The sequence below is a fragment of the Flavihumibacter profundi genome, assembly GCF_020076305.1.
Classification (GTDB): Bacteria; Bacteroidota; Bacteroidia; order Chitinophagales; family Chitinophagaceae; genus Flavihumibacter; species Flavihumibacter profundi.
The window spans coordinates 323588-344363 of record NZ_JAIQXE010000003.1 but is presented as its reverse complement, the minus strand read 5'-3'; the positions used below and the strand labels follow the sequence as shown (position 1 = coordinate 344363).

The following is a 20776-nucleotide window of genomic DNA, read 5'->3' as shown; positions in this document are numbered from 1 at the left end:
AATACTATGTCTAATAATAGATTTAAAATAATTGGGATTTTGTTCATTGCCCTGGCTTTATTTTCTGCCTGCACCAAAGGGTTGACAAAAAATCCATATGCCAGTATCGACGAAAGCCAGGCGCTTTTGACCAGTTCCGATGTAGAATCGGCATTAGTAGGCACCTATGCACAGTTGTGTAAAGGCTATGTTTACGGAGGTGACATTTTTGTATATTCAGAATTACTGGGTGATGATGGAAATATAGCCTGGAGTGGTACCTACCAGGGAATGACCCAGATTTTCAACAAAAACATACCTGTTAATAACGATTTCGTAGAAGGGACCTGGCTGGCGTCTTATAATACGATAAATGTTGCTAATAATGTATTGAGTGCATTGGATAAAGTTACTGAAGCTAACAGAAACAGGGTTGAAGGAGGAGCGAAATTCATTCGCGGCTCTTTATTATTTGATCTTGTCAGGTTATATGCAAAACCATGGAATGACGGGTCGCCTGCTTCAAATGACGGAGTACCAATTATATTGACTCCTACAAGAAGCATTACTGAAGCGAGTTATGTGGCCCGCAATAAAGTTTCAGAAGTATATACACAAGTCATTAAAGACCTTACTGAAGCTGAAAGTTTATTACCTGCAGACAATAGTTTCTTTGCTAACAAATCTGCAGCCGCGGGAATGTTGGCGCGCGTTTACCTGCAACAAGGCGATTATGCAAATGCAGCGAGCGCAGCCGACCGCGTTATAAACAGTGGTTCCAATAGCCTTACAAGTGATTATGCTTCCGCATTCCCCTATAATCCAAATAATCCTAATCAAGTGGTAGGCAATACAACTGAGGATGTTTTCGCCATGCAGGTGAATACAACACAGGGGGTAAATGATTTTGCAACTTTCTTTTCACAGGCAGGTCGCGGTGATATAGAAATCGTTCCAAGTTATTTTTCAGATTATGAGCAAAATGATCAGCGGCCCTCACAGGCATTTTATCAGGCAAGCGGATCAATTTATTGCGGCAAATTTGACATGCTTTATGGGGCAGTTCATATTATTCGTTTAGCTGAAATGTACCTGATTCGTGGTGAGTCTAACTTCAGGTTAGCGCCAGCTTCACCTATCGGCGGGGTGCCGGCTGTAGATGATATAAATACGATACGAGAGAGGGCTGGTTTGGCACCAATTGCAGATAATGCACTGACACTTGATAAAATCATTTTGGAAAGAAGTCATGAGTTGTCTTTTGAAGGCTTCAAACTGCATGATGCGAAAAGGCTGCAGAAATCTATCCTTGGTATTGCCTGGAATGATCCGCACCTGATTTTCCCGATTCCTGATCGTGAAATTAAGGTAAACAAGAATCTGACCCAGAATGCAGGCTATTAGTAATTAAGCGCTACTTCAAAAAAAATCCGCACCAACTGATGCGGATTTTTTTTCTTTATAATTTGATTTCTTCCTCATGTGAATCGAAAAAATGAAACTCAGTAAGGTGGTAATTGCTGTTAGCCTGTAGCTTGATATTCTGCTTAAAAGTCCGCTTCCATTTCCACAGCTTGCTAAAAATCCAGCCCTTGGTTAAATAGGCATGCATTATCGGATGCACAGAGAGGGTGAGGTTATTGTGTTTATGGGTAATAAGGTAATTCAGGTTCTTCTCAATTTCATCTTCAAGCACAAGCGCTGAAGATATTTTGCCGGTGCCGTGGCAACTCGGACAAACTTCCATTGTGTTAATATTGATCTCGGGCTTCATACGCTGCCTCGTGATCTGCATCAGTCCGAATTTTGAGATAGGTAAAACCGCATGTTTGGCCCTGTCTGTTTTCATATAACCTTCCATGGCATCCAGGAGCCGCTTCTTATTTTCAGGCAATTTCATATCAATGAAATCAGCCACGATAATACCACCCAAATCGCGTAAACGTAACTGGCGGGCAATTTCTTCTGCCGCTTCGAGGTTCGTTTCCAGGGCATTTTGCTCCTGGTTATTGCTCACGCTTTTATAACCGCTGTTTACATCAATTACATGTAGTGCTTCAGTATGCTCAATGATAAGATAAGCGCCACTTGGGAGGTTGACAGTTTTACCAAAAGCCGCTTTAACCTGTTTTGTAATGCCAAACTGGTCAAATATGGGCGATCCATTATGGTGATAGGTTACGATATCAGCTTTATCAGGGGCAATCTTTTGGATATAACTTTTGGTATCGTTATAAATATTCCTGTCATTTACAACTATCCGGTTAAAATCTTCAGTAAGCAAATCACGCAGCATACTGGTCGCCTTGGTTTGCTCACTCAGTATTTTTGCAGGTGCAACAGCACCCTTCAGGTTTTGTTGTATGGTTTTCCAGGTATCAACTAATGCCAGCAAATCTTCATGCAATTCCGCTGTGTTTTTCCCTTCGGCTGCAGTACGTACTATGACCCCGAAATTTTTCGGCTTGATAGCCTCAATAATTTTTTGCAGCCTTTTACGCTCATCAGAAGAATGGATCTTCCGGGAAACAGCTACTACATCATTAAATGGGGTTATTACAACAAAACGGCCGGGTAATGAAATCTCGCAGCTCAGGCGCGGACCTTTTGCCGCAATGGGTTCTTTAAGGATCTGCACCAATACATTAGGCTTTCCTCCCAATACTTCATTGATTTTTCCGGTCTTAATGATTTCAGATTCAACTTCAAAACGACCAAAATCAAATCCCCCAACTGTGTTATCAGCAATGGATTGCTGGGTAAACTTAAGGAGTGATTTCGCATAGGGACTCAGGTCAGTGTAGTGTAAAAAAGCATCCTTTTCAAACCCTACATCAACAAATGCAGCGTTCAAACCAGGTATGAGCTTTCTTACCTTGCCTAAATACAAATCCCCAACAGCAAAACTGGCATCTGCTTTTTCATTGTGCAGTTCTACCAGTTTCTTGTCTTCCAGGAGAGCTATCTCTACACCCTGTGGCGCGGAGTTAATAATTAATTCCTTGTTCAAGCGAGTAATCTTTTAACATCAGTCCAATCTCACCAAAAGGAAAAAAGCTGAAGTAGTCTCTTGCATTACAGGCATCCGGGAATAAGCAATAATCGGAGGATGACTGCAATAAACGGTTCAGCTAAAGGAAATAAAGCCGGAATAAAATTACATATTCCGGCTTAAAGAAGTTATAAAAGGAAGAATATTACTTCTTACCCTTCTTATGACGATTCTTTCTCAGTCTCTTTTTACGCTTGTGCGTCGCAATCTTATGACGCTTTCTTTTTTTACCACAAGGCATGTTTGCAAAGATTATAGTGTTAACAATTCAATTTTACTGCAATTGCTGTATGCGTTTATTTAGTTCTGTTTTCAGTTCCGGATTTTCAACATGGTCGGAAGCGTGCCTGTACCATTCGATAGCTTTGGGCTTATCGCCTTTCCGTTCATATCCTTCTGCCAGCATCAACATAACTTCAAGGTCGTTCGGGGTCGATCGGACTACTTTCTCAAGCCTTTCTACCGCTTTATCATATTGACCAGAAACAACACCCCCAATTCCAAGCATTTTCTGCGCATAAAGATTGGTTGAATCTTTACGGCTAACCGCCAGGATTGTTTGTATACCTTTCATCACTTCCTGTGGACTTTCTGAAGGAGCTCCAAAAATATAGGTGCTTCCCAGTCCGACTTTAAGCGAATCACTTTCCGGATTCAAAACAATTGCCTTTTCAAACAGCTCCTTTGATTCGCCGGCCAGCCAGGACTTTATCTCCGGCTGTTCAACCCCTCTCAGGTTATCCAATAATAATTGGGCTGCAAAGGTGAGACTTTTTTCAGAATTTTCCAACTTAGCTGCCTGGGAAGTATAATAAGCGAAAGGAATAAAGGCTTTTGCCGAATCACTCCAGAACTTTGCAAGTTGCTTATAGGTGCGGATTTGCTGCTCTTTTACATCACCCCGCACCACTGCTTCCGACAATCCGCTGACATATGTCTGTTGATTTGCTGGTAAGCGGGAAGTAGCTGCTTTTATAACAGCCTGGATGTCAAATGATTGAGATTGCGAAGGCGCTGTGGCAACTGCCTCTTTTTTTACCGGAACCGTTGTTCCGAAAAAATAAATCAACAGCAATAAGAGAAGTCCGCCTCCAATAACTATAAATTGTTCTTTTTTCACCTTAAGGGATTAAGGTGGCGAAATTACATTTCTTCGTCGGGGTTTGGCTGTCCTTCTTTAACAGTTTTGAGTTTTTTAACCTCCTGAACAAATTCTTTGGCAGGTTTGAATGCCGGGATAAAGTGTTCGGGGATCTCTACAGCCACATTTTTCTTGATATTGCGCCCGATCTTGGCGGCCCGCTTCTTGGTAATAAAACTTCCGAATCCCCTGATATAGATGTTTTCTCCTTGAGACAATACATCTTTTACTTCTTTGAACATTGCTTCGAGGGTAACCAGCACATCCACTTTTGGAATGCCCGTTTTTTCTGCAATCTGGTTGATGAGGTCGGCCTTTCTCATATATCACCTGTTTTGAGTCGTTTTTGCAAGCAGCGGTTTTACTGGCCCGCCAATCCGGATTCCCCTACAAATATGAATTTGTTTGTTAATATAAGTGAATCTTTTTTACCAAGCAACACTTATGCAATTTATTGATTTTGAATTAAATTGAATTTTTTTTCCGAGCCCCCCAAAATGCAACCAGATTTCACAAAGCTCCTGATGGATTGGAATATTGCTGGCAATACCCGCCAGATGCCCTGGAAAGGAGAACGCGACCCTTACAGGATATGGTTGAGCGAAATAATGCTGCAACAAACCCGCGTTGAGCAGGGCCTAGCCTACTACCAGCGGTTTATAGATAACTTCCCTACCATTACCGACCTTGCCATGGCTGCTGATGAAACTGTTTTTAAACTTTGGGAAGGCCTGGGTTATTACAGCCGTTGCCGAAATCTTTTAGTGACCGCCAGGTTTATAGCATTTGACCTCGGTGGGGTTTTCCCCGATACATATGAAGATATACTTAAGCTTAAAGGAATTGGAACATATACTGCAGCAGCAATTGCTTCATTTGCTTTTGGTCATCCCTTTGCAGTGCTTGATGGGAATGTTTTCAGGGTGATTTCAAGGTATTTTGGCATCAGCACACCAATAGATACTACAGATGGCAAAAAACTGTATAATCAACTGGCAAATACTCTCCTCGACTTTACTCAACCGGGAAAATATAACCAGTCAATCATGGATTTCGGTGCAGTAATTTGCAAGCCACGGCAGCCACTTTGCGATTCATGTGTATTGCGGCATGAATGCGAGGCCTTAAAGCATGGTTGGGTTAATGAATTGCCCGTAAAATCAAAAAAAATCCAACGGAAGACCCGTTATTTTTATTATTTCGTCCTTTCATTTAAGGACCATTTTTATATTAACAAACGTTCCGGATCAGATATCTGGAAAGACCTGCATGAATGGCTATTACTGGAAAGTGCAGATGAAATCGCCCCTGATGAAGCTATATTGACTGAAGTGCTTAATACAATATTGAGCTCGTTCTCCGGAAGAATTGTTTCCATTTCGGAACCTGAACTGCAACACCTTACCCATCAAACCATCAAAGGCCGTTTTATCCGGGTTCACCTGAAAAAAGCCCTTCAACCAGATAAGGGCTTACAATTGGTTGCTAAAAAAGACCTGAAAAAACTGGCGTTTCCCAAATTTATTAATGCCTATCTGGAGGCGCACCCGCTCTGACCTCCATTCACCCGCCGGGTATTACCCGGCGGGTGAATGGAGGTCCCATTAATGTGGGATTCTGCTAAAAATTGGCGGGAATCCACTGAAAAAAAATTAATTTTAAAGAGGACAACCAGACAACAGAGGAATTATCACTTCAAATGAATCTATATGAGAGGAGTAAACAGGGTGATGCTGATCGGAAATCTCGGGAAAGATCCAGATGTACAATACCTTGAGGGAAATATTGCAGTAGCAAAATTCTCCCTTGCAACCACGGAAACATACAAGGACAGGGCTGGGAAACTGATCTCTCAAACAGAATGGCATACTGTTGTGTTGTGGCGCGGGCTTGCTGAACTTGCCCAGAAATACCTGCATAAAGGAAGCCTGGTCTATATTGAAGGCCGGTTAAGGACACGCAGCTGGGAAGATAAAGAAGGGAATAAAAAATTCGCAACCGAGGTGGTTGGAGATAATCTGATTATGTTGGATAAAAGGACTGATATTCATGGTCATGGATTCAATGGCTTGCCTGGCGAAGGACTGGAAGGAATGAGCAGTGAAGATGCCCCTCCTGAACCTAACCAGGATCTCCCTTTCTGAATGCAGAATTTATTGCATTTTTGCATAAATGGCAGGCCGTCGGGACCTGCCTTTGTCTTGAATGAATCGCATCCTTAAATTAAATTAATTGCTTTGGATCACGCTTCGGTTGACGTTTGTTTACATTTATTGTGGAGCCCCTTTTTACTGGCGGCTAACCTTCAGGGAACCACCTTATTGGTTATCCTCATCCTTATTCTTCTGATAATTTCTTATTTTCTTTCAGGTGCCGAAGTAGCCTTCTTCAGCTTGTCACATCGTGATATCAATATGCTTAAAACTAAACAGGGATCATCCTGGAAAAGGATTGTAAACCTGTTGGACGAACCTAAATTGTTACTGGGTTCCCTGAGAATTGGTAATGCCCTGGTAAATATTGCTATAATTATTCTTTCCAATTTTTTAATTGACCAACTACTTCCTATTAAGAATAATTTCTGGCTGATTGATTTCCTCATAAAAGTGTTACTTGTGACTTTCTTCCTGATTTTATTCGGTGAAGTACTGCCAAAGGTTTACGCTTCACAGAATAATCTCCGGTTTGCACGTGACGCTTCTTACCTGGTTGAAATAGTACATCTCCTGTTTAAAAGAAGCAGTGGCTGGCTCGTTGGAATGACCGACGGTATCGAAAAATCCCTTGGTGCCGATTATGCAGGGAACCACTTCGAAGAACTGGAGGAAGACAGCGGTGCTTCTGAAGAAGAAAAGAATATCCTTAGGGGAATTGCGAAATTCGGGAATATTACGGTTAAGCAAATAATGCGTACGCGCCTAGACGTTAGTGGCATTGAATATAAAAGTTCCTTCAGCGAACTGGTGAAACAACTAGAAGCACTACATTACTCCAGGGTACCTGTATACCGGAATAGCCTGGATGAAATAATGGGCCTTATTCACACTAAAGATATCCTGCCGTTCCTTAATGAAAAGGATGATTTCAATTGGCATACAATTATGAGGCAGCCCTATTTTGTACATGAGCAAAAAATGATCGAAGACTTACTGCAGGATTTCCGTACCAGGAGAACACATTTCGCGATAGTTGTGGATGAATTTGGTGGTACAAGCGGAATTGTTACCCTTGAAGATGTCATGGAAGAAATAATTGGCGATATCCGTGATGAATTCGATGAAGAGGAAAGTCCCAACCGCAAACTCGATGATAATAATTTCATATTCGAAGGCCGAACAATGATCAATGATGTTTGCAAGATCATTGGGCTTCCCCTTGATACCTTTGATGAGGTAAAGGGGGAAAGTGATTCATTGGCCGGACTCATTCTCGAAATCTCCGGAAAAATTCCTACGGAAAATGAAGTTGTTGAAGTGGGTGATTTCCAATTCACCATATTGGAACTCGACCGTAACCGCATTCAAAAAGTAAAACTGACTATTCGTCTGCTTTAAATCTAATCTGTTTCATGAAATCACCCGGAAAATATTTTTTCATACCACCAGTTTTTATTGCACTAATTTTTGCCGCATGTAACAGTACTTATACACCAAAACCACGCGGGTATTTTAAAATCAACCTGCCAGCACACCAATACCAGGTTTTTGACAGGCCGGGTTTCCCTTACACATTTGAATACCCTGTTTACGCAAAAATTTCCCAGGATAGTACCTATTTTGAAGAGCAACCTGAAAATCCATACTGGATCAATATTGATGTACCTGATTACGGAGGCAGAATTTACATCAGTTACAATCGCATTGGCGGAAAAGCCAGGTATAAAGTAAAAAATGCGAAAGGCGAATATGTGGACTCAATAGGTGTTAACAGGTTTGATAAGCTTTTAAATGGCTCCTACACCTTATCCTACAAACACTCTTATAAAGCAAGTTCAATTGAAGACAGTGTTTTCAGGACGGCCAATGGAATAGATGGAATATTTTTTCGCATCGGCGGAAATACCGCAACTGCAAACCAATTCCTGGTAAGTGATTCTGTTAAACATTTCCTGCGGGGCGCCTTGTATTTCGACGCTACGCCAAATGAAGATTCCCTTAGGCCTGTAAATAATTTTCTTAAAGAAGACCTGAAACACCTGGTGAACACCCTTAAATGGCGTGATTAATTATTGCAGTCTCTATCTTTCAATGAGGAATATACCTGCACTTTGAATTTATCATTGATTTTGGTATGGCTTTTTGGCGCCAGGTTAATAAATCACCGGTAAAAAAAAAGCTGGCATGCACGTATTATTTGGAGGTGATTTTATTAAAAAAGGTAGCTATTATTCCTGATAAGTTAACTTTGGCAAAAAGACAGAATGATCGTAATTGAACATACATTGGTTAGTGATGAAGTAATTGAGGAACAATTTGTTTGTGATCTGTCTAAATGCAAGGGTGGATGTTGTGAAGACGGTGATACCGGCGCGCCGCTGGAAACAAAGGAACTTGACATCATTAATGAAGTTTACAATATAGTTAAACCTTACCTGACCAAAGAAGGAATTAATATTATTGAAAAACAGGGAAGGTACCAGTACGATCGCGAATATGGCTGGGTAACCCCTGCAATTGATGGTGGAATGTGTGCATATGGTTTCAGGGATGAAAACAGTGTAATCAAATGTGCTTTTGAACAAGCCTATTACGATGGTAAAATCACATGGAAAAAACCGATTAGTTGTCACCTATTCCCAATCCGGATTAAAGTTGGCAAAGAATATGACCTGGTAAATTACGAACCCCGGGAAACTTTGTGCAATGCGGCATGTAAATTGGGTAAGAAACTTAAAGTTCCGGTTTACCAGTTTCTTAAAGAGGCAATTATCCGTAAATATGGCGAAGATTATTACCAGCAACTGGATGCTTATTACCAGCATTATCATGGATCAAAGTAAGAGCTGCCTATGTCTAATGAAATAAAGGATGTATTCCTTGCGAAAAGCAATGTGAAAGCTGCGGACCTTGAACACCGCCGGAAAATTAATTTCAATATTGGAAGGTACAATGCGGTTGTTCCTAAGGGGAAAGAACAGTTCGAACACCTGAACCTGGCGAGAGAACGGGCAAAAAATATCAAGTGGCGTGCAATTGAAACACTCGACCAGCAACTGGAGAATTTCGAGTCGGCCTTTACTGCACGTGGGGGAATAGTTTTGTGGGCTGAAGATGCACAACAGGCAAGGGAAGAAATACTTAGGATCTGCAGGGAGAAACAATGTAAAATCCTGGTCAAAAGTAAAAGTATGGTCACTGAAGAAATCAAATTGAATGATTTCATGGAAGAGCACCATATCGAGAGCGTTGAGACCGACCTTGGGGAATATATCCAGCAACTGGATGGTGAAACGCCATACCATATTGTAACTCCCGCGATGCACAAGAGCAAGGAAGATGTAGCCCGCTTATTTGCAGAAAAACTGGGTACCGATCCTAAACTAAGTCCTGGGGAACTAACCCTCGAAGCCCGTGAACGTTTAAGGGGAAAATATGTACAGGCCGAAATAGGGGTAACCGGCGCTAATTTTCTCATTAGCGATATTGGCGGCATTGCCCTCACGGAAAACGAAGGTAATGCCAGGCTTAGCTGCGCCTGGCCTAAAACACATATAGTCGTAGTTGGTATTGAAAAAGTGATTCCGTCAATGCAGGACCTTGGACTCTTCTGGCCCCTGCTTGCCACTTATGGAACAGGCCAGCAGATGACTGTTTACAATACCATTATTTCCGGGCCCCGGCAACCTGCCGAAACCGATGGTCCTGAAGAGATGATTGTGATATTACTCGATAACGGTCGTACTAACCTACTCGCCAACCCGAAAACAAGGGAAAGCCTCTATTGCATCCGATGCGGTGCATGTTTGAATGCCTGCCCCGTTTACAAAAATATTGGCGGGCATGCTTATGGGACTACTTATAGCGGTCCCATAGGCAGTGTAATTACACCTCACCTGAGAGGCATGGATGATTGGAAGCATTTAAGCCATGCATCCTCCCTTTGCGGCAACTGTACGGAAGTATGTGCGGTTAAAATTAACCTGCACGAATTATTGCTCGAAAACAGGCATGAAGCGGTAGAGGAGGGTTTTGCAAGCTGGACGGAAAAAATGGCCTGGAAGGGTTGGAAAATAGGTGTTATGAACAGGAAATGGATGAATAAGGGAAACGCAAAAATGAAGAACTGGATGGTTAATAAAGTATTTAAAGCCTGGACAGCAAGACGGAGTGACCTTGTGTTTCCGGAGAAAAGTTTCAACCAGCTCTGGCGCGAAAAAAACAACCTTTCCTGAAGGTATGTTAATATACACGCAACAACGTAGTTCACGCCTCAGTTACGTGGTAGATTTTATCAGCCGGGAAATACTTCTTGAAAGGGCGGATATTACAACAGACCCCAATGTTTTCCACTTGTACGAGGGCGCAAAAATAAATTATAGCCCGGTTAGGTATTCTGAACAGGAATTTTTCCTGCCGCCTGTAAATTTATTATTTGAGGATGATATCAAACCGCAAGAGGTGGTTTGTTTCAACTGGAATACGAGCAAAGCATTTTTTTCTATCCCGGAAGGTGATCTGCCATTTGATATACTTGCTGCAATATTTTACCTGGTCAGCCGGTATGAAGAATACCTTCCTCATGGAAAAGATGCATACGGCCGTTTCTCCTACTTATCATCACTTGCATACCGGGAAGGTTTCCTCGATGAGCCATTGGTGAATATCTGGTTACAACAATGGCAGGAAATATTGAAGGTGAAATATCCGCAGGTTTTATTCCGCCGGAAAAGTTTCACGTTTATGCCGACCTACGATATTGATATGATGTATGCATATCTGTCGAAAGGTATGCTGAGAAGTATCGGCGGTTTATTGAAGTCGGTAGTAAAATTTGACTGGCCTTCAACTGTCAGGCGATTTAAGGTATTAAGAGGAAAGGAGAAAGATCCCTATGATGCATATGAGTGGCTCGATGCACTGCATTTATATTGCAGGTCAAAACCTGTGTTCTTTTTTCTGGTAGCGCAGGAACAACAGGGGTATGACCGAAATATTTCAACCGAGGTAAAAGAGTTCCAGACCCTCATCAATTATTATGCGGCAACCTATAAGGTAGGTTTGCATCCATCCTGGCAAAGTAGTGTCGCAGAAAATGATAAAATTTTGGCAGAAGAAAAGGAATGGATTGAGGCAGTTGCCGATATTACAATTTCAAAAAGTCGTCAGCACTATATTAAGTTCAGTTTACCAGAAACTTTTGAAAGGCTTTACAGGTGCGGAATACGCCAGGAATTTTCTATGGGATATGGCAGTATCAACGGATTCAGGGCTTCTGTTGCATCGTCATATTACTGGTTTAACCTCAGGGAAAATGCTGCTACAGATTTGATGCTTTATCCATTCTGTTTTATGGATGCCAATTCTTTTTATGAACAGAAGCTGAGTCCGCAACAGGCTTATACAGAACTGATGAAATATTATGCAGCAGTAAAAAAGGTTAGGGGCTGTTTCATTACCATCTGGCACAACACTATTTTGGGCACCGACCCACAATACAAAGGCTGGCGTGAAGTGTACGAGATATTTATGAAGGAAGATGCTTATTGGGATTCTGATTGAATTGTGGTTCCTTTAAATGATTCATTTACAAGGTATACGCCAGCAATAGCAACTATGCCACCAATAATTATAAAACTATTTAGTTTCTCATCGAAGATTAAGCTTCCCAGTAAAATAGCTACAATTGGGTTAATGTAAGCATAAATAGAGGCCTGCTCTGTTGGCAGGTTTTGCAAAGCATACAGGTATGCCATGAAAGCAAACACAGATCCGAATATAGCCAGGTAGGCGATGGACAGCCAGGAAATTATTGGGATTTGTGAAATGGGAATATGCTTACCTGTTAATAGTGCAACCCCAGTCATGGCAATTCCTGATATAACCATTTGTAATCCGATACTGAAATACGGATTAAATGCCAGAGCCTGTTTTTTTGTATAAAGTGTTCCGAATGCCCAGGAAAGGCTTGCACCGATGGAGAGAATTATTCCAAACCTGAAATCTGTGTTCAGGAAATCTTGAAGGTGATCATAAAATATAATGCAGATACCGGCAAAGCCAAGTATGAATCCTATGACAGACCTGGCATTAAAGTTAGAAGTTCCGCCAAACAAAGCGATCACTACAAGCCAAAGCGGCACCATAGCGGCGATGATTGCCCCTAACCCACTTGAAATGTATTGCACACCCCAGGTGCTTAGTCCATTACTCAGGAAAATATTAAGAAAACTGAGCACAAGTACCGGTCCCCATTCCCTGCCTTTCGGGAATGCCCTTCCTTTAAAGGAAAAGTAGGCCAGGTAAACAGATCCACCAATTAATTGCCGAATACCTGCCATTTGAAAAGCAGGCATATGTTTTACGCCTGCCTTGGAAGCCAGCCAGGTAGTTCCCCATAAAAAGCACACTAATGCCAGTGCAGCAAGGGCCTTTGCCCTTGTACCTCTTTTCCTGATTGTGAGTGGGTTTACCCGCGCTAATTTTTTGAGCACCAGGGTGCTTTTAATGTTTAAAGTGACGCATACCTGTCATAACCATGGCCAGGTTATTTGATTTGCAATATTCTATAGAGTCATTATCCCTGATCGATCCTCCCGGCTGAACAAATGCTTCTATGCCAGCTTCATGTGCCAATTGCACACAGTCATTAAAGGGGAAGAAAGCATCACTGGCCAATACAGATCCTTTCAAATCAAAATTGAACTGTTTTGATTTTTCAATAGACTGGCGCAATGAGTCAATGCGGCTTGTTTGTCCGCAACCTTTGCCAATCAGTTGTTTGTTTTTAACAATCGCAATAGCATTGCTTTTCAAATGTTTGCAAATGAGGTTTGCAAACAGGAGGTCTTCTTTTTCTGCGGACGTTGATACTCTTCCACCTACATCTTCCCATTTTGAGAAGTTGCCTTCATCATTTTCCTGAACTAGTACACCATTCAGCAAAGATTTGAACTGATGACTCGAAGCAAGTTGTTCTTTTTGCTGGAGCAGGATGCGGTTCTTTTTTGTACGCAGGATTTCGAGCGCGGTGGGTTCAAAATCAGGAGCTATCAAGACTTCAAAAAATATCTCGTTAATGGCATTTGCAGTTGAACTGTCGATGGTGCCATTACATACCAGCACTCCGCCGAAGGCGCTTTCAGGATCACCGGCCAGTGCACTATCCCACGCAGCTTTAACGGATGGCCTTGCGGCAATTCCGCAAACATTAGTATGCTTAATGATGGCAAATGTATAATTCGTTTGTTCATTACCGGTAATCTGGAATTCTCTGATAAGCTGTACAGCGGCATCAACATCCACCAGGTTATTATAGGAAAGTTCCTTTCCGTTCAATTGATTGAATATATCATTCAGTTCGCCATAGAAAACACCTTTCTGATGAGGGTTTTCACCATACCGCATAATTTTTGGATTTGGAACTGATGCCAGAAAATAATTATCCATTGCTGGGGTGAAGTATTTCGAAATAGCTACATCATAATGGGCGCAAACCTCAAATGCTTTCGCGGCGAAATGGCGGCGTTGTTCCAGGGAGGTAGTGCCTTGCTGATCGCGTAGCAATTGTTCAAGGAAACCATAATCCTGTTTCGAAGCAATTACAACTACATCACGATGGTTTTTAGCTGCGCCCCTTATCATGGATGGACCTCCGATATCAATTTTTTCAATGATCGCTTGTTCTTCGCTGGTATTTGCGACCGTTTCCTCAAATGGGTACAGGTCTACAATCACAAGGTCAAGTTCGGGAATTTCGTAATCCTTCATCTCCTGCAGATCTTGTTCATTATTCCTTCTTCCGAGGATACCGCCAAATACTTTTGGATGTAAAGTTTTTACACGACCGCCCAAAATAGAGGGATATGAAGTAACACTTTCAACTGGTATGCAGGGTAAGTTCAGTTTTTCAATAAACTGTTGTGTGCCTCCGGTAGAATAGATAGTTACACCCTGTTCATGCAACAATCGAACCAGGGGTTCCAAACCGTCTTTATAGAAAACGGAAATCAATGCTGATTGAATTTTTTTGGTCATACGATGGAATTGACAATTTAAAAATTGCTGGCAAGCAGTTAGAAAAACCGGGCAGACCGGCCATTGAAGGCGCAAAGCTACGGTTTCAGCGGGAAATTTCAGGGGCTGTTCAGAACTTGTTTACAGTAAGCTGAAGGGCACCTGATTCCCAGGTATTATAAAAGGCAATATGATGCCGGGCAAGTATATTGCTCCATTGCCTTGCCCGCCATTGCGGGACATTCCCATCAATTACCAATATGGTTTTATCTGTGGCAATTGGAATAAGGCCTTCAATCTTTTGAAGGCCTTCCGGTAGAACCAGGTAGCCTGGCTTTTCAACTAAAAGGGACGGGATATCATTATATTCCGATGGGATGGCCAGAAAAAGGTTACCAAACCTGAATAATTTACCAGGCATGTGCCGGATTTCCTTAATCCTGAAATGCCTTTCCACCTGGAGAAGTGTTGAAGGCGAAAACTGTGGACTTGTTTTAACCAGGTAAAGTGTCCTTCCCTGTATCATCGCAATGGCTTGCTGGCCGGGAATGTGGAAATTTAGCAACAAAAACTGTTGGTTTTTTGCAAGGCAATCCTGCAGCCGAAGGCCAAAGAAACCAGCCATAGCCAGCAAGCTTACTATAAATGCTGTTTTATTCCGGTGGATGATCAAGTTTGTTAAAGCGATAATTATTATATAGGAAGTAATGGTTTGTAAAAAGCTCCATTCGATCTGGTCAATCACCACACCAGGCAATTGGTTGATGCGCAAGATCCCTGAATTCATGCCAGCAATCATGTACCCGGTGAATTGGCCGGCTATAGTAAGGGGTATGCCCAATACACTCGTCAGCCACTGGATAATGGCTGTGACTAGCGCAATACTTGAGAGGGGAACTGCAATGAGATTTGCGATAAGGAAATATACAGGGGTCTGGTGAAATTGACAGATGCTGATGGGTAAGGTTAGGATTTGGGCAGAAAGGGTTACCGCTGATAATTGCCAGATCCCTCTGATAATGCGGTTTTTGAACTGGACCAGGTTTTCAATAATGGGTTGGTAACAGATAATACTTAACAAGGCTGCAAAAGAAAGCTGGAAACCTGCATCCCAAAGCCAATTGGGTTGGTAGCAAAGCAAAATAAAAGCGCCGATATTTATTGATTGGATGGCATCCATAGGTTTCCTGGTGAGCCGCGAAAACAGCATTACACTGAACATAAATGCCGCACGGATGATAGAAGCTGCGGCTCCGGCTACACCACTGAACCACCAGGTGATTAAGAGTATCAAAAGTGCTTTCAACCATTTAAAAACCGGGTAGCGGTTTTCCGGAAAGACCAGAAGTTTTTGGAGCAGCAGGAAAATCAGGCCCAGGTGCATTCCTGAAACGGCAATCACATGAATCACACCGGTATTGGTATATGCTTGTAATACATCTTTATCCACTTCATCCCGGTAGCCGATCAGCAATGCCATAGCCAGTCCCTGGGACTTTGACGGCATGGTTGCCTTAATTGCGCGGATTGCTGACAATTGTCCCAGGCACAACAGACGGTAAATGTTGAAGGGGTCCGACTTTTTGACCATCATGTATTGCCCTTTCAATAAATAGGACTGGTGGAAAATATTTTGCCTTTCGCAGTAACTCGCATAATCAAAGGCTCCGGGATTTCCTGCTGACCTGATGGGTTGGATATTTGTTGCAGGGATTAACCATTGGTCCCCGGGCAGGAATAATGAAGCCTGTTGAATGGGGACATATAGAATTATGGTGCCAATTACATTTTTTTTCCTGTGGTCCGAGGTGATTATACCAGAAACATGAAATAGTAACCGGGCTGATTTTTGGCCGGGAGATGCGATTGTTTTTGGTGACCCGATCAAAACTATTGTCTTTTCAAGATGGTGGCCCATCCAGTTTTTGTGCTGCTTAATTTGTTGTTGCCGGTATAATAAGAGTCCTGTTATAAAAAAGATGCAATTAATCAGAAGGCCTGTAACCCATCTCCAGGCAAAGTGTAGGCGAATTACCTGGCTTGCAAATGCTAACAATAATAAAAGTAAAAAGCAAAGTAGCAAAAGCAAAAAACGGTAACCAGGCAAAAAAGATGCGGCACAAAAAATTCCACCTGCAATTGGTGGTAATAATCTTAAAAATGGCGCCTTATACCATAAGTACACTTGAAAATCCATAGAGGTAATGCTATGGTAAAATATGGCTAAGGGAAAACCTGGTCAAGCGTGTTTAAACGGATTGTTGGGGCAGTATTTTGGCCAGGCTGGCAATTTGGCCGAGGTGATAGATATTATGTTGTATTAATCCGTTTAACAGGAATTCGAAATTATAATCCCGGTGTTCAACTTTTTCTTCCAGAATCTCATCCGTTTTTTCATTTAGCAGCTGGATAATGGCCTGGGTGGATGCATGCAATAAATCCAGGCCTGCCTGCCATTTATGTATTGCAGGATCTATTTCCCGCCAATCAAGTTTTTCAGTGGCAGTAATGGCAGTTATTTCGGCTTGACGCAAATGCAGAAGTGTAAATTCAGACCAGGTAAGGATATGGTAAACAAGTTCAACAAGCTTATGGCTGTTTACTCCAATACTTGTAGTTGTAAGCGATGGATCAATTTCACTGGTAATGGTAAAAAAACTACGGCCGAACCATGGCTTACCATACATGGTAGTATGAAGACCTGAAATGATCGATTGAAGTTTATCCTTCATGATGTAAAGGTAAAAAAAGTCCCCGGAGGGGGGACCTTTCTTCGTGTTTAAAGCCTTAAGCTACTTCTGCCGTATTTTCATAGAGCGTAAAAAAACTTTCTGCGGGCCTGCGCACCTTAGGCGCATTGGCCAGGAAATCTTTTTCTTCATCGCGGTAACCGATAGCTAAGATGGAAACTGCAGATAACCCTTTTTCTTCCAGACTAAGGATTTGATTCACTGCATCAACAGAAAAACCTTCCATAGGTGTGCTGTCAACTTTTTCAAAAGCGGCTGCAGCCGTAGCATATCCTAATGCGATATAAGCTTGTCTTGCATTCCATTGAAAGATTTCTGATGGTGTTTTAACCTTTAGGGAGTCAAGGATCATGTTTTTAAAGCCATCCAGAGATGCTACATCAGAATTCCTTGTGTTGGCAATATTTTGCATGTATTGCTCCACTTTTTCTTCGGATACATTTTTCCAGGCCGCGAAGACCAGCAGGGCTGCGCCTTCTATAACCTGGGGTTGGTTATAAATTGCCGGTGACATTTTTTCACGCAATTCCTGGTCTTCAATAACCAATACGTCGAATGGTTGGAGCCCAAGGGATGTTGGAGCTAACCTTATGGCTTCCAGGATATTGTTCATTTTGCTCGTAGGTACTTTGTTGCCGTTCATGCGTTTGACCGCATAACGCCAATTGAGGTCTTGTAAATAATTCATATCAATAGTTTTTCTATTCTAATAACATTATTTGCATGTACAATGTTCAAACATCATTAAAAATAAAAAAATGACCTTTTTGTAACTAAAGGTCATTTTCACCCTCCGGGTATTACCCGGCGGGTGAATTCATTATTTGCTCAGGTACATGCTCCGGTCTTTGTACAGCTGGCGGAAATAAGGGTCACGGAGGTCCTTTACAAAACGGATGGCTTCCCCGGTGCTTTTCATTTCCGGCCCCAGCTCCTTGTTTACACCCGGGAACTTGTTAAAACTGAAAACAGGTTCTTTTATGGCAAAGCCTTTAAGCTTTTTCTCAAAATTGAAATCGGTGAGTTTATTTACACCCAGCATCACTTTTGTAGCCACATTCAGGTAAGGGATCTGGTAGGCTTTGGCAATAAATGGTGTTGTTCTTGAAGCTCTTGGGTTCGCTTCAATTACAAAGACTTTTCCGTTTTTAATGGCGAACTGGATATTGATCAGTCCTTTTATGTTAAGCGCCCGTGCTATCTTTTCGGAATAATATTCCAGGGTCGTTACTTCCAGCGGAGTAAGGTTGAAGGCTGGCAGAACGGCATTGGAATCACCTGAATGGATACCTGCAGGTTCAATATGTTCCATTACGCCCATTACGTGGAAGTTTTCGCCATCAAAAATTGCGTCAACTTCAGCCTCCTGGCAGCGGTCGAGGAAATGGTCGATCAGGATTTTATTACCAGGAATGTGTTTCAGCAGGCTCACCACAGCTTTTTCCACTTCTTCGTCATTGATCACGATACGCATTCTTTGCCCGCCCAGCACATATGATGGCCTTACCAGTACTGGATAGCCTACCCGGTTAGCCACTTCAACAGCTTCATCCACATCATAAGCTGTTCCATATTCAGGGTAAGGGATTTCTAATTCTTTCAGCATATCGCTGAACCGGCCGCGGTCTTCAGCAATGTCCATATTATCGAAAGAAGTACCAATTATTTTGATGCCTTTAGCATGCAGGCGTTCAGCCAGTTTCAGGGCTGTTTGTCCACCTAACTGCACGATCACACCTTCCGGTTGTTCATGTTCAATTATTTCCCAGAGGTGTTCCCAGTAAACTGGCTCGAAATACAATTTATCGGCGATATCAAAATCAGTGGACACTGTTTCCGGGTTACAGTTTACCATGATGGCTTCGTAACCGGCTTCTTTAATAGCCAGTAAGCCATGTACACAACAATAGTCAAACTCAATACCCTGGCCGATCCTGTTTGGACCAGAGCCAAGCACAACTACTTTTTTCTTATCGGTGCTGATGCTTTCGTTTTCGCCGCCTTCCTCAAAAGTGGAATAGAAATAAGGGGTCTTTGCTTCGAATTCAGCACTGCAGGTATCCACCATTTTGAAAACGCGGCGAATTCCGGCAGCCTTTCTTTTTTCATACAGGTCATCTTCATGGCCATCCTGCATGATCCGGCATATTTGTTCGTCCCCAAATCCATGTACTTTAGCTTCCCTGATCAGCTCAATAGGAATATTGGCCATTTTAAATTTGGCGATCTCTTTTTCGAGCAGGCAGATCTTCTGGATTTCATACAGGAACCAACGGTCAATACCATTGGTTGCCTTAACAATTGTATTGATACTTACGCCAAGCATCAGGGCGTCTTTAATCCGGAATATGCGATCCCATTTTGGTGTCTTGATATATTCGATCAGTTCTTCAGCATGCATCTGGCTTTTGCCATAGTAACCTAAACCGACTGCATTATTTTCCAGGCTCTGGCAGGCCTTTTGAACAGCTTCGGTGAAACTTCGGCCAATGGCCATCACTTCGCCAACGCTTTTCATCTGGAGCCCCAGGGTATCATCTGCGCCTTTGAATTTATCAAAGTTCCAACGGGGGATTTTCACGATAACATAGTCGAGCGCAGGCTCGAAATAGGCTGAAGTGCTTTTAGTGATCTGGTTTTCCAGTTCATCAAGGTTATAGCCGATAGCCAGTTTCGCAGCAATTTTGGCAATCGGATAACCAGTTGCTTTTGATGCCAGCGCTGAAGAGCGGCTAACCCGGGGGTTTATTTCAATAGCTATAATTTCTTCTGTTGCAGGGTTTAATGCAAACTGTACGTTACATCCGCCGGCAAAATTGCCCAGGTCGCGCATCATATTGATGGCTGTATTGCGCATCAATTGGAATGCAGTATCACTGAGGGTCATGGCCGGGGCAACTGTTATGGAGTCGCCGGTATGAACACCCATTGGGTCAAAATTCTCAACGGTACAAATAATTACCACATTATCGCTGGCATCACGCAATAATTCAAGTTCAAATTCCTTCCATCCCAAAACGGCCTTTTCAACCAGAACCTCATGAATGGGGGAGGCCTGAAGTCCCCTGTTAAGGGCCTCATCAAGATCTTCTTTACCATGAACAAATCCACCCCCGGTTCCGCCAAGGGTAAAGGAAGGCCTGATTACAAGCGGAAAGCCAATCTCCTGGGCAAATTCTTTCCCTTCCAGGTAACTGTTGGCTGTTTTTGCGGTAGCCACGGGAACTCCCATCTGTATCATCCATTGCCTGAACTTTTCGCGGTCCTCGGCTTTGTCTATCGCTTTAATGTCTACCCCAATCAGCCGTACATTGTATTTTTCCCAGATTCCCAGGTCTTCAGCTTCCTTTGCGAGGTTAAGTGCTGTTTGTCCACCCATTGTTGGCAATACAGCATCAATATCATTCTCCTCCAGGATCTGTTCAATACTTTCAACAGTTAGCGGCAACAGGTAAACCCTGTCGGCCATCATCGGATCTGTCATGATCGTAGCCGGGTTGCTATTGATCAGGATGACTTTGATACCTTCTTCCCGAAGGCTGCGGGCAGCCTGGGTTCCAGAGTAATCAAATTCACAGGCTTGTCCGATAATAATTGGTCCTGAGCCGATGATCAGGACAGATTTGATGGAGTTGTCTTTTGGCATGATTGCGGAAAAATAAATTGCGCAAAAGTACGGCCC

General features: G+C 42.5%; 17 protein-coding genes. 8 read left to right on the top strand and 9 right to left on the bottom strand.

The window, feature by feature from the left end:
* Positions 1-6: 6 nt before the first annotated feature.
* A complete protein-coding gene (locus tag LAQ65_RS16135; RefSeq protein ID WP_224118027.1) occupies positions 7-1383 on the top strand; it encodes a RagB/SusD family nutrient uptake outer membrane protein in 1377 nt (458 codons plus the stop codon).
* 55 nt (positions 1384-1438) lie between these two features.
* Here LAQ65_RS16135 and LAQ65_RS16130 read toward each other — a convergent pair whose 3' ends face one another.
* From LAQ65_RS16130 to LAQ65_RS16115, 3 genes are all read right to left on the bottom strand, one after another.
* On the bottom strand, positions 1439-2989 hold the full coding sequence (locus LAQ65_RS16130; RefSeq protein WP_224118026.1) for an Rne/Rng family ribonuclease: 1551 nt from the start codon (positions 2987-2989) through the stop codon (positions 1439-1441).
* A gap of 316 nt (positions 2990-3305) precedes the next feature.
* The gene (locus LAQ65_RS16120) at positions 3306-4151 is read right to left on the bottom strand and encodes a tetratricopeptide repeat protein (RefSeq protein ID WP_224118024.1); all 846 of its coding nucleotides are present in this window, start codon (positions 4149-4151) and stop codon (positions 3306-3308) included.
* Positions 4152-4174: 23 nt separating this feature from the next.
* Complete coding sequence (locus LAQ65_RS16115) at positions 4175-4495, bottom strand: HU family DNA-binding protein (RefSeq protein WP_039136824.1); 321 nt, start codon at positions 4493-4495, stop codon at positions 4175-4177.
* A gap of 174 nt (positions 4496-4669) precedes the next feature.
* Between LAQ65_RS16115 and mutY the strand changes: the two genes are divergently transcribed.
* The 7 genes from mutY to LAQ65_RS16080 all read left to right on the top strand — a co-directional run bounded on the left by mutY (position 4670) and on the right by LAQ65_RS16080 (position 11890).
* Positions 4670-5728, top strand: coding sequence for an A/G-specific adenine glycosylase (mutY, locus tag LAQ65_RS16110; RefSeq protein WP_224118023.1), 1059 nt, complete (start codon positions 4670-4672; stop codon positions 5726-5728).
* A 153-nt stretch (positions 5729-5881) separates the two neighbouring features.
* On the top strand, positions 5882-6316 hold the full coding sequence (locus LAQ65_RS16105; RefSeq protein ID WP_224118022.1) for a single-stranded DNA-binding protein: 435 nt from the start codon (positions 5882-5884) through the stop codon (positions 6314-6316).
* Positions 6317-6409: 93 nt separating this feature from the next.
* On the top strand, positions 6410-7726 hold the full coding sequence (gene gldE, locus LAQ65_RS16100; RefSeq protein WP_224118021.1) for a gliding motility-associated protein GldE: 1317 nt from the start codon (positions 6410-6412) through the stop codon (positions 7724-7726).
* A gap of 14 nt (positions 7727-7740) precedes the next feature.
* Positions 7741-8397, top strand: a complete 657-nt coding sequence (gene gldD / locus LAQ65_RS16095; RefSeq protein ID WP_224118020.1) for a gliding motility lipoprotein GldD — start codon at positions 7741-7743, stop codon at positions 8395-8397.
* A gap of 195 nt (positions 8398-8592) precedes the next feature.
* Positions 8593-9171, top strand: coding sequence for a DUF3109 family protein (locus LAQ65_RS16090; RefSeq protein WP_224118019.1), 579 nt, complete (start codon positions 8593-8595; stop codon positions 9169-9171).
* Between the two features lie 9 nt (positions 9172-9180).
* Entirely contained in the window at positions 9181-10563 is a 1383-nt protein-coding gene (locus LAQ65_RS16085; RefSeq protein ID WP_224118018.1) for a lactate utilization protein B, read from the top strand.
* A 4-nt stretch (positions 10564-10567) separates the two neighbouring features.
* Entirely contained in the window at positions 10568-11890 is a 1323-nt protein-coding gene (locus LAQ65_RS16080; RefSeq protein ID WP_224118017.1) for a DUF7033 domain-containing protein, read from the top strand.
* On the opposite strand, the gene LAQ65_RS16075 is transcribed toward LAQ65_RS16080, so the two are convergent.
* The 6 genes from LAQ65_RS16075 to carB form a co-directional block, all read right to left on the bottom strand.
* The gene (locus LAQ65_RS16075; RefSeq protein ID WP_224118016.1) at positions 11872-12822 is read right to left on the bottom strand and encodes a DMT family transporter; all 951 of its coding nucleotides are present in this window, start codon (positions 12820-12822) and stop codon (positions 11872-11874) included. The two genes, LAQ65_RS16080 and LAQ65_RS16075, sit on opposite strands and share 19 nt — an antisense overlap.
* A 10-nt stretch (positions 12823-12832) precedes the next feature.
* Positions 12833-14365: a bifunctional phosphoribosylaminoimidazolecarboxamide formyltransferase/IMP cyclohydrolase gene (gene purH / locus LAQ65_RS16070; RefSeq protein WP_224118015.1), complete on the bottom strand. Its 1533-nt coding sequence runs from the start codon at positions 14363-14365 to the stop codon at positions 12833-12835.
* 109 nt (positions 14366-14474) lie between these two features.
* Entirely contained in the window at positions 14475-16541 is a 2067-nt protein-coding gene (locus tag LAQ65_RS16065; protein ID WP_224118014.1) for a ComEC/Rec2 family competence protein, read from the bottom strand.
* Between the two features lie 52 nt (positions 16542-16593).
* Positions 16594-17076 carry a DinB family protein gene (locus tag LAQ65_RS16060; protein WP_224118013.1) on the bottom strand — a complete coding sequence of 161 codons (483 nt, stop codon included), beginning with the start codon at positions 17074-17076 and terminating at the stop codon, positions 16594-16596.
* Positions 17077-17131: 55 nt separating this feature from the next.
* On the bottom strand, positions 17132-17782 hold the full coding sequence (locus tag LAQ65_RS16055) for a nitroreductase family protein (RefSeq protein ID WP_224118012.1): 651 nt from the start codon (positions 17780-17782) through the stop codon (positions 17132-17134).
* A gap of 132 nt (positions 17783-17914) precedes the next feature.
* Positions 17915-20740, bottom strand: a complete 2826-nt coding sequence (carB, locus tag LAQ65_RS16050) for a carbamoyl-phosphate synthase large subunit (RefSeq protein WP_224118011.1) — start codon at positions 20738-20740, stop codon at positions 17915-17917.
* Between the last annotated feature and the right edge of the window lie 36 nt (positions 20741-20776).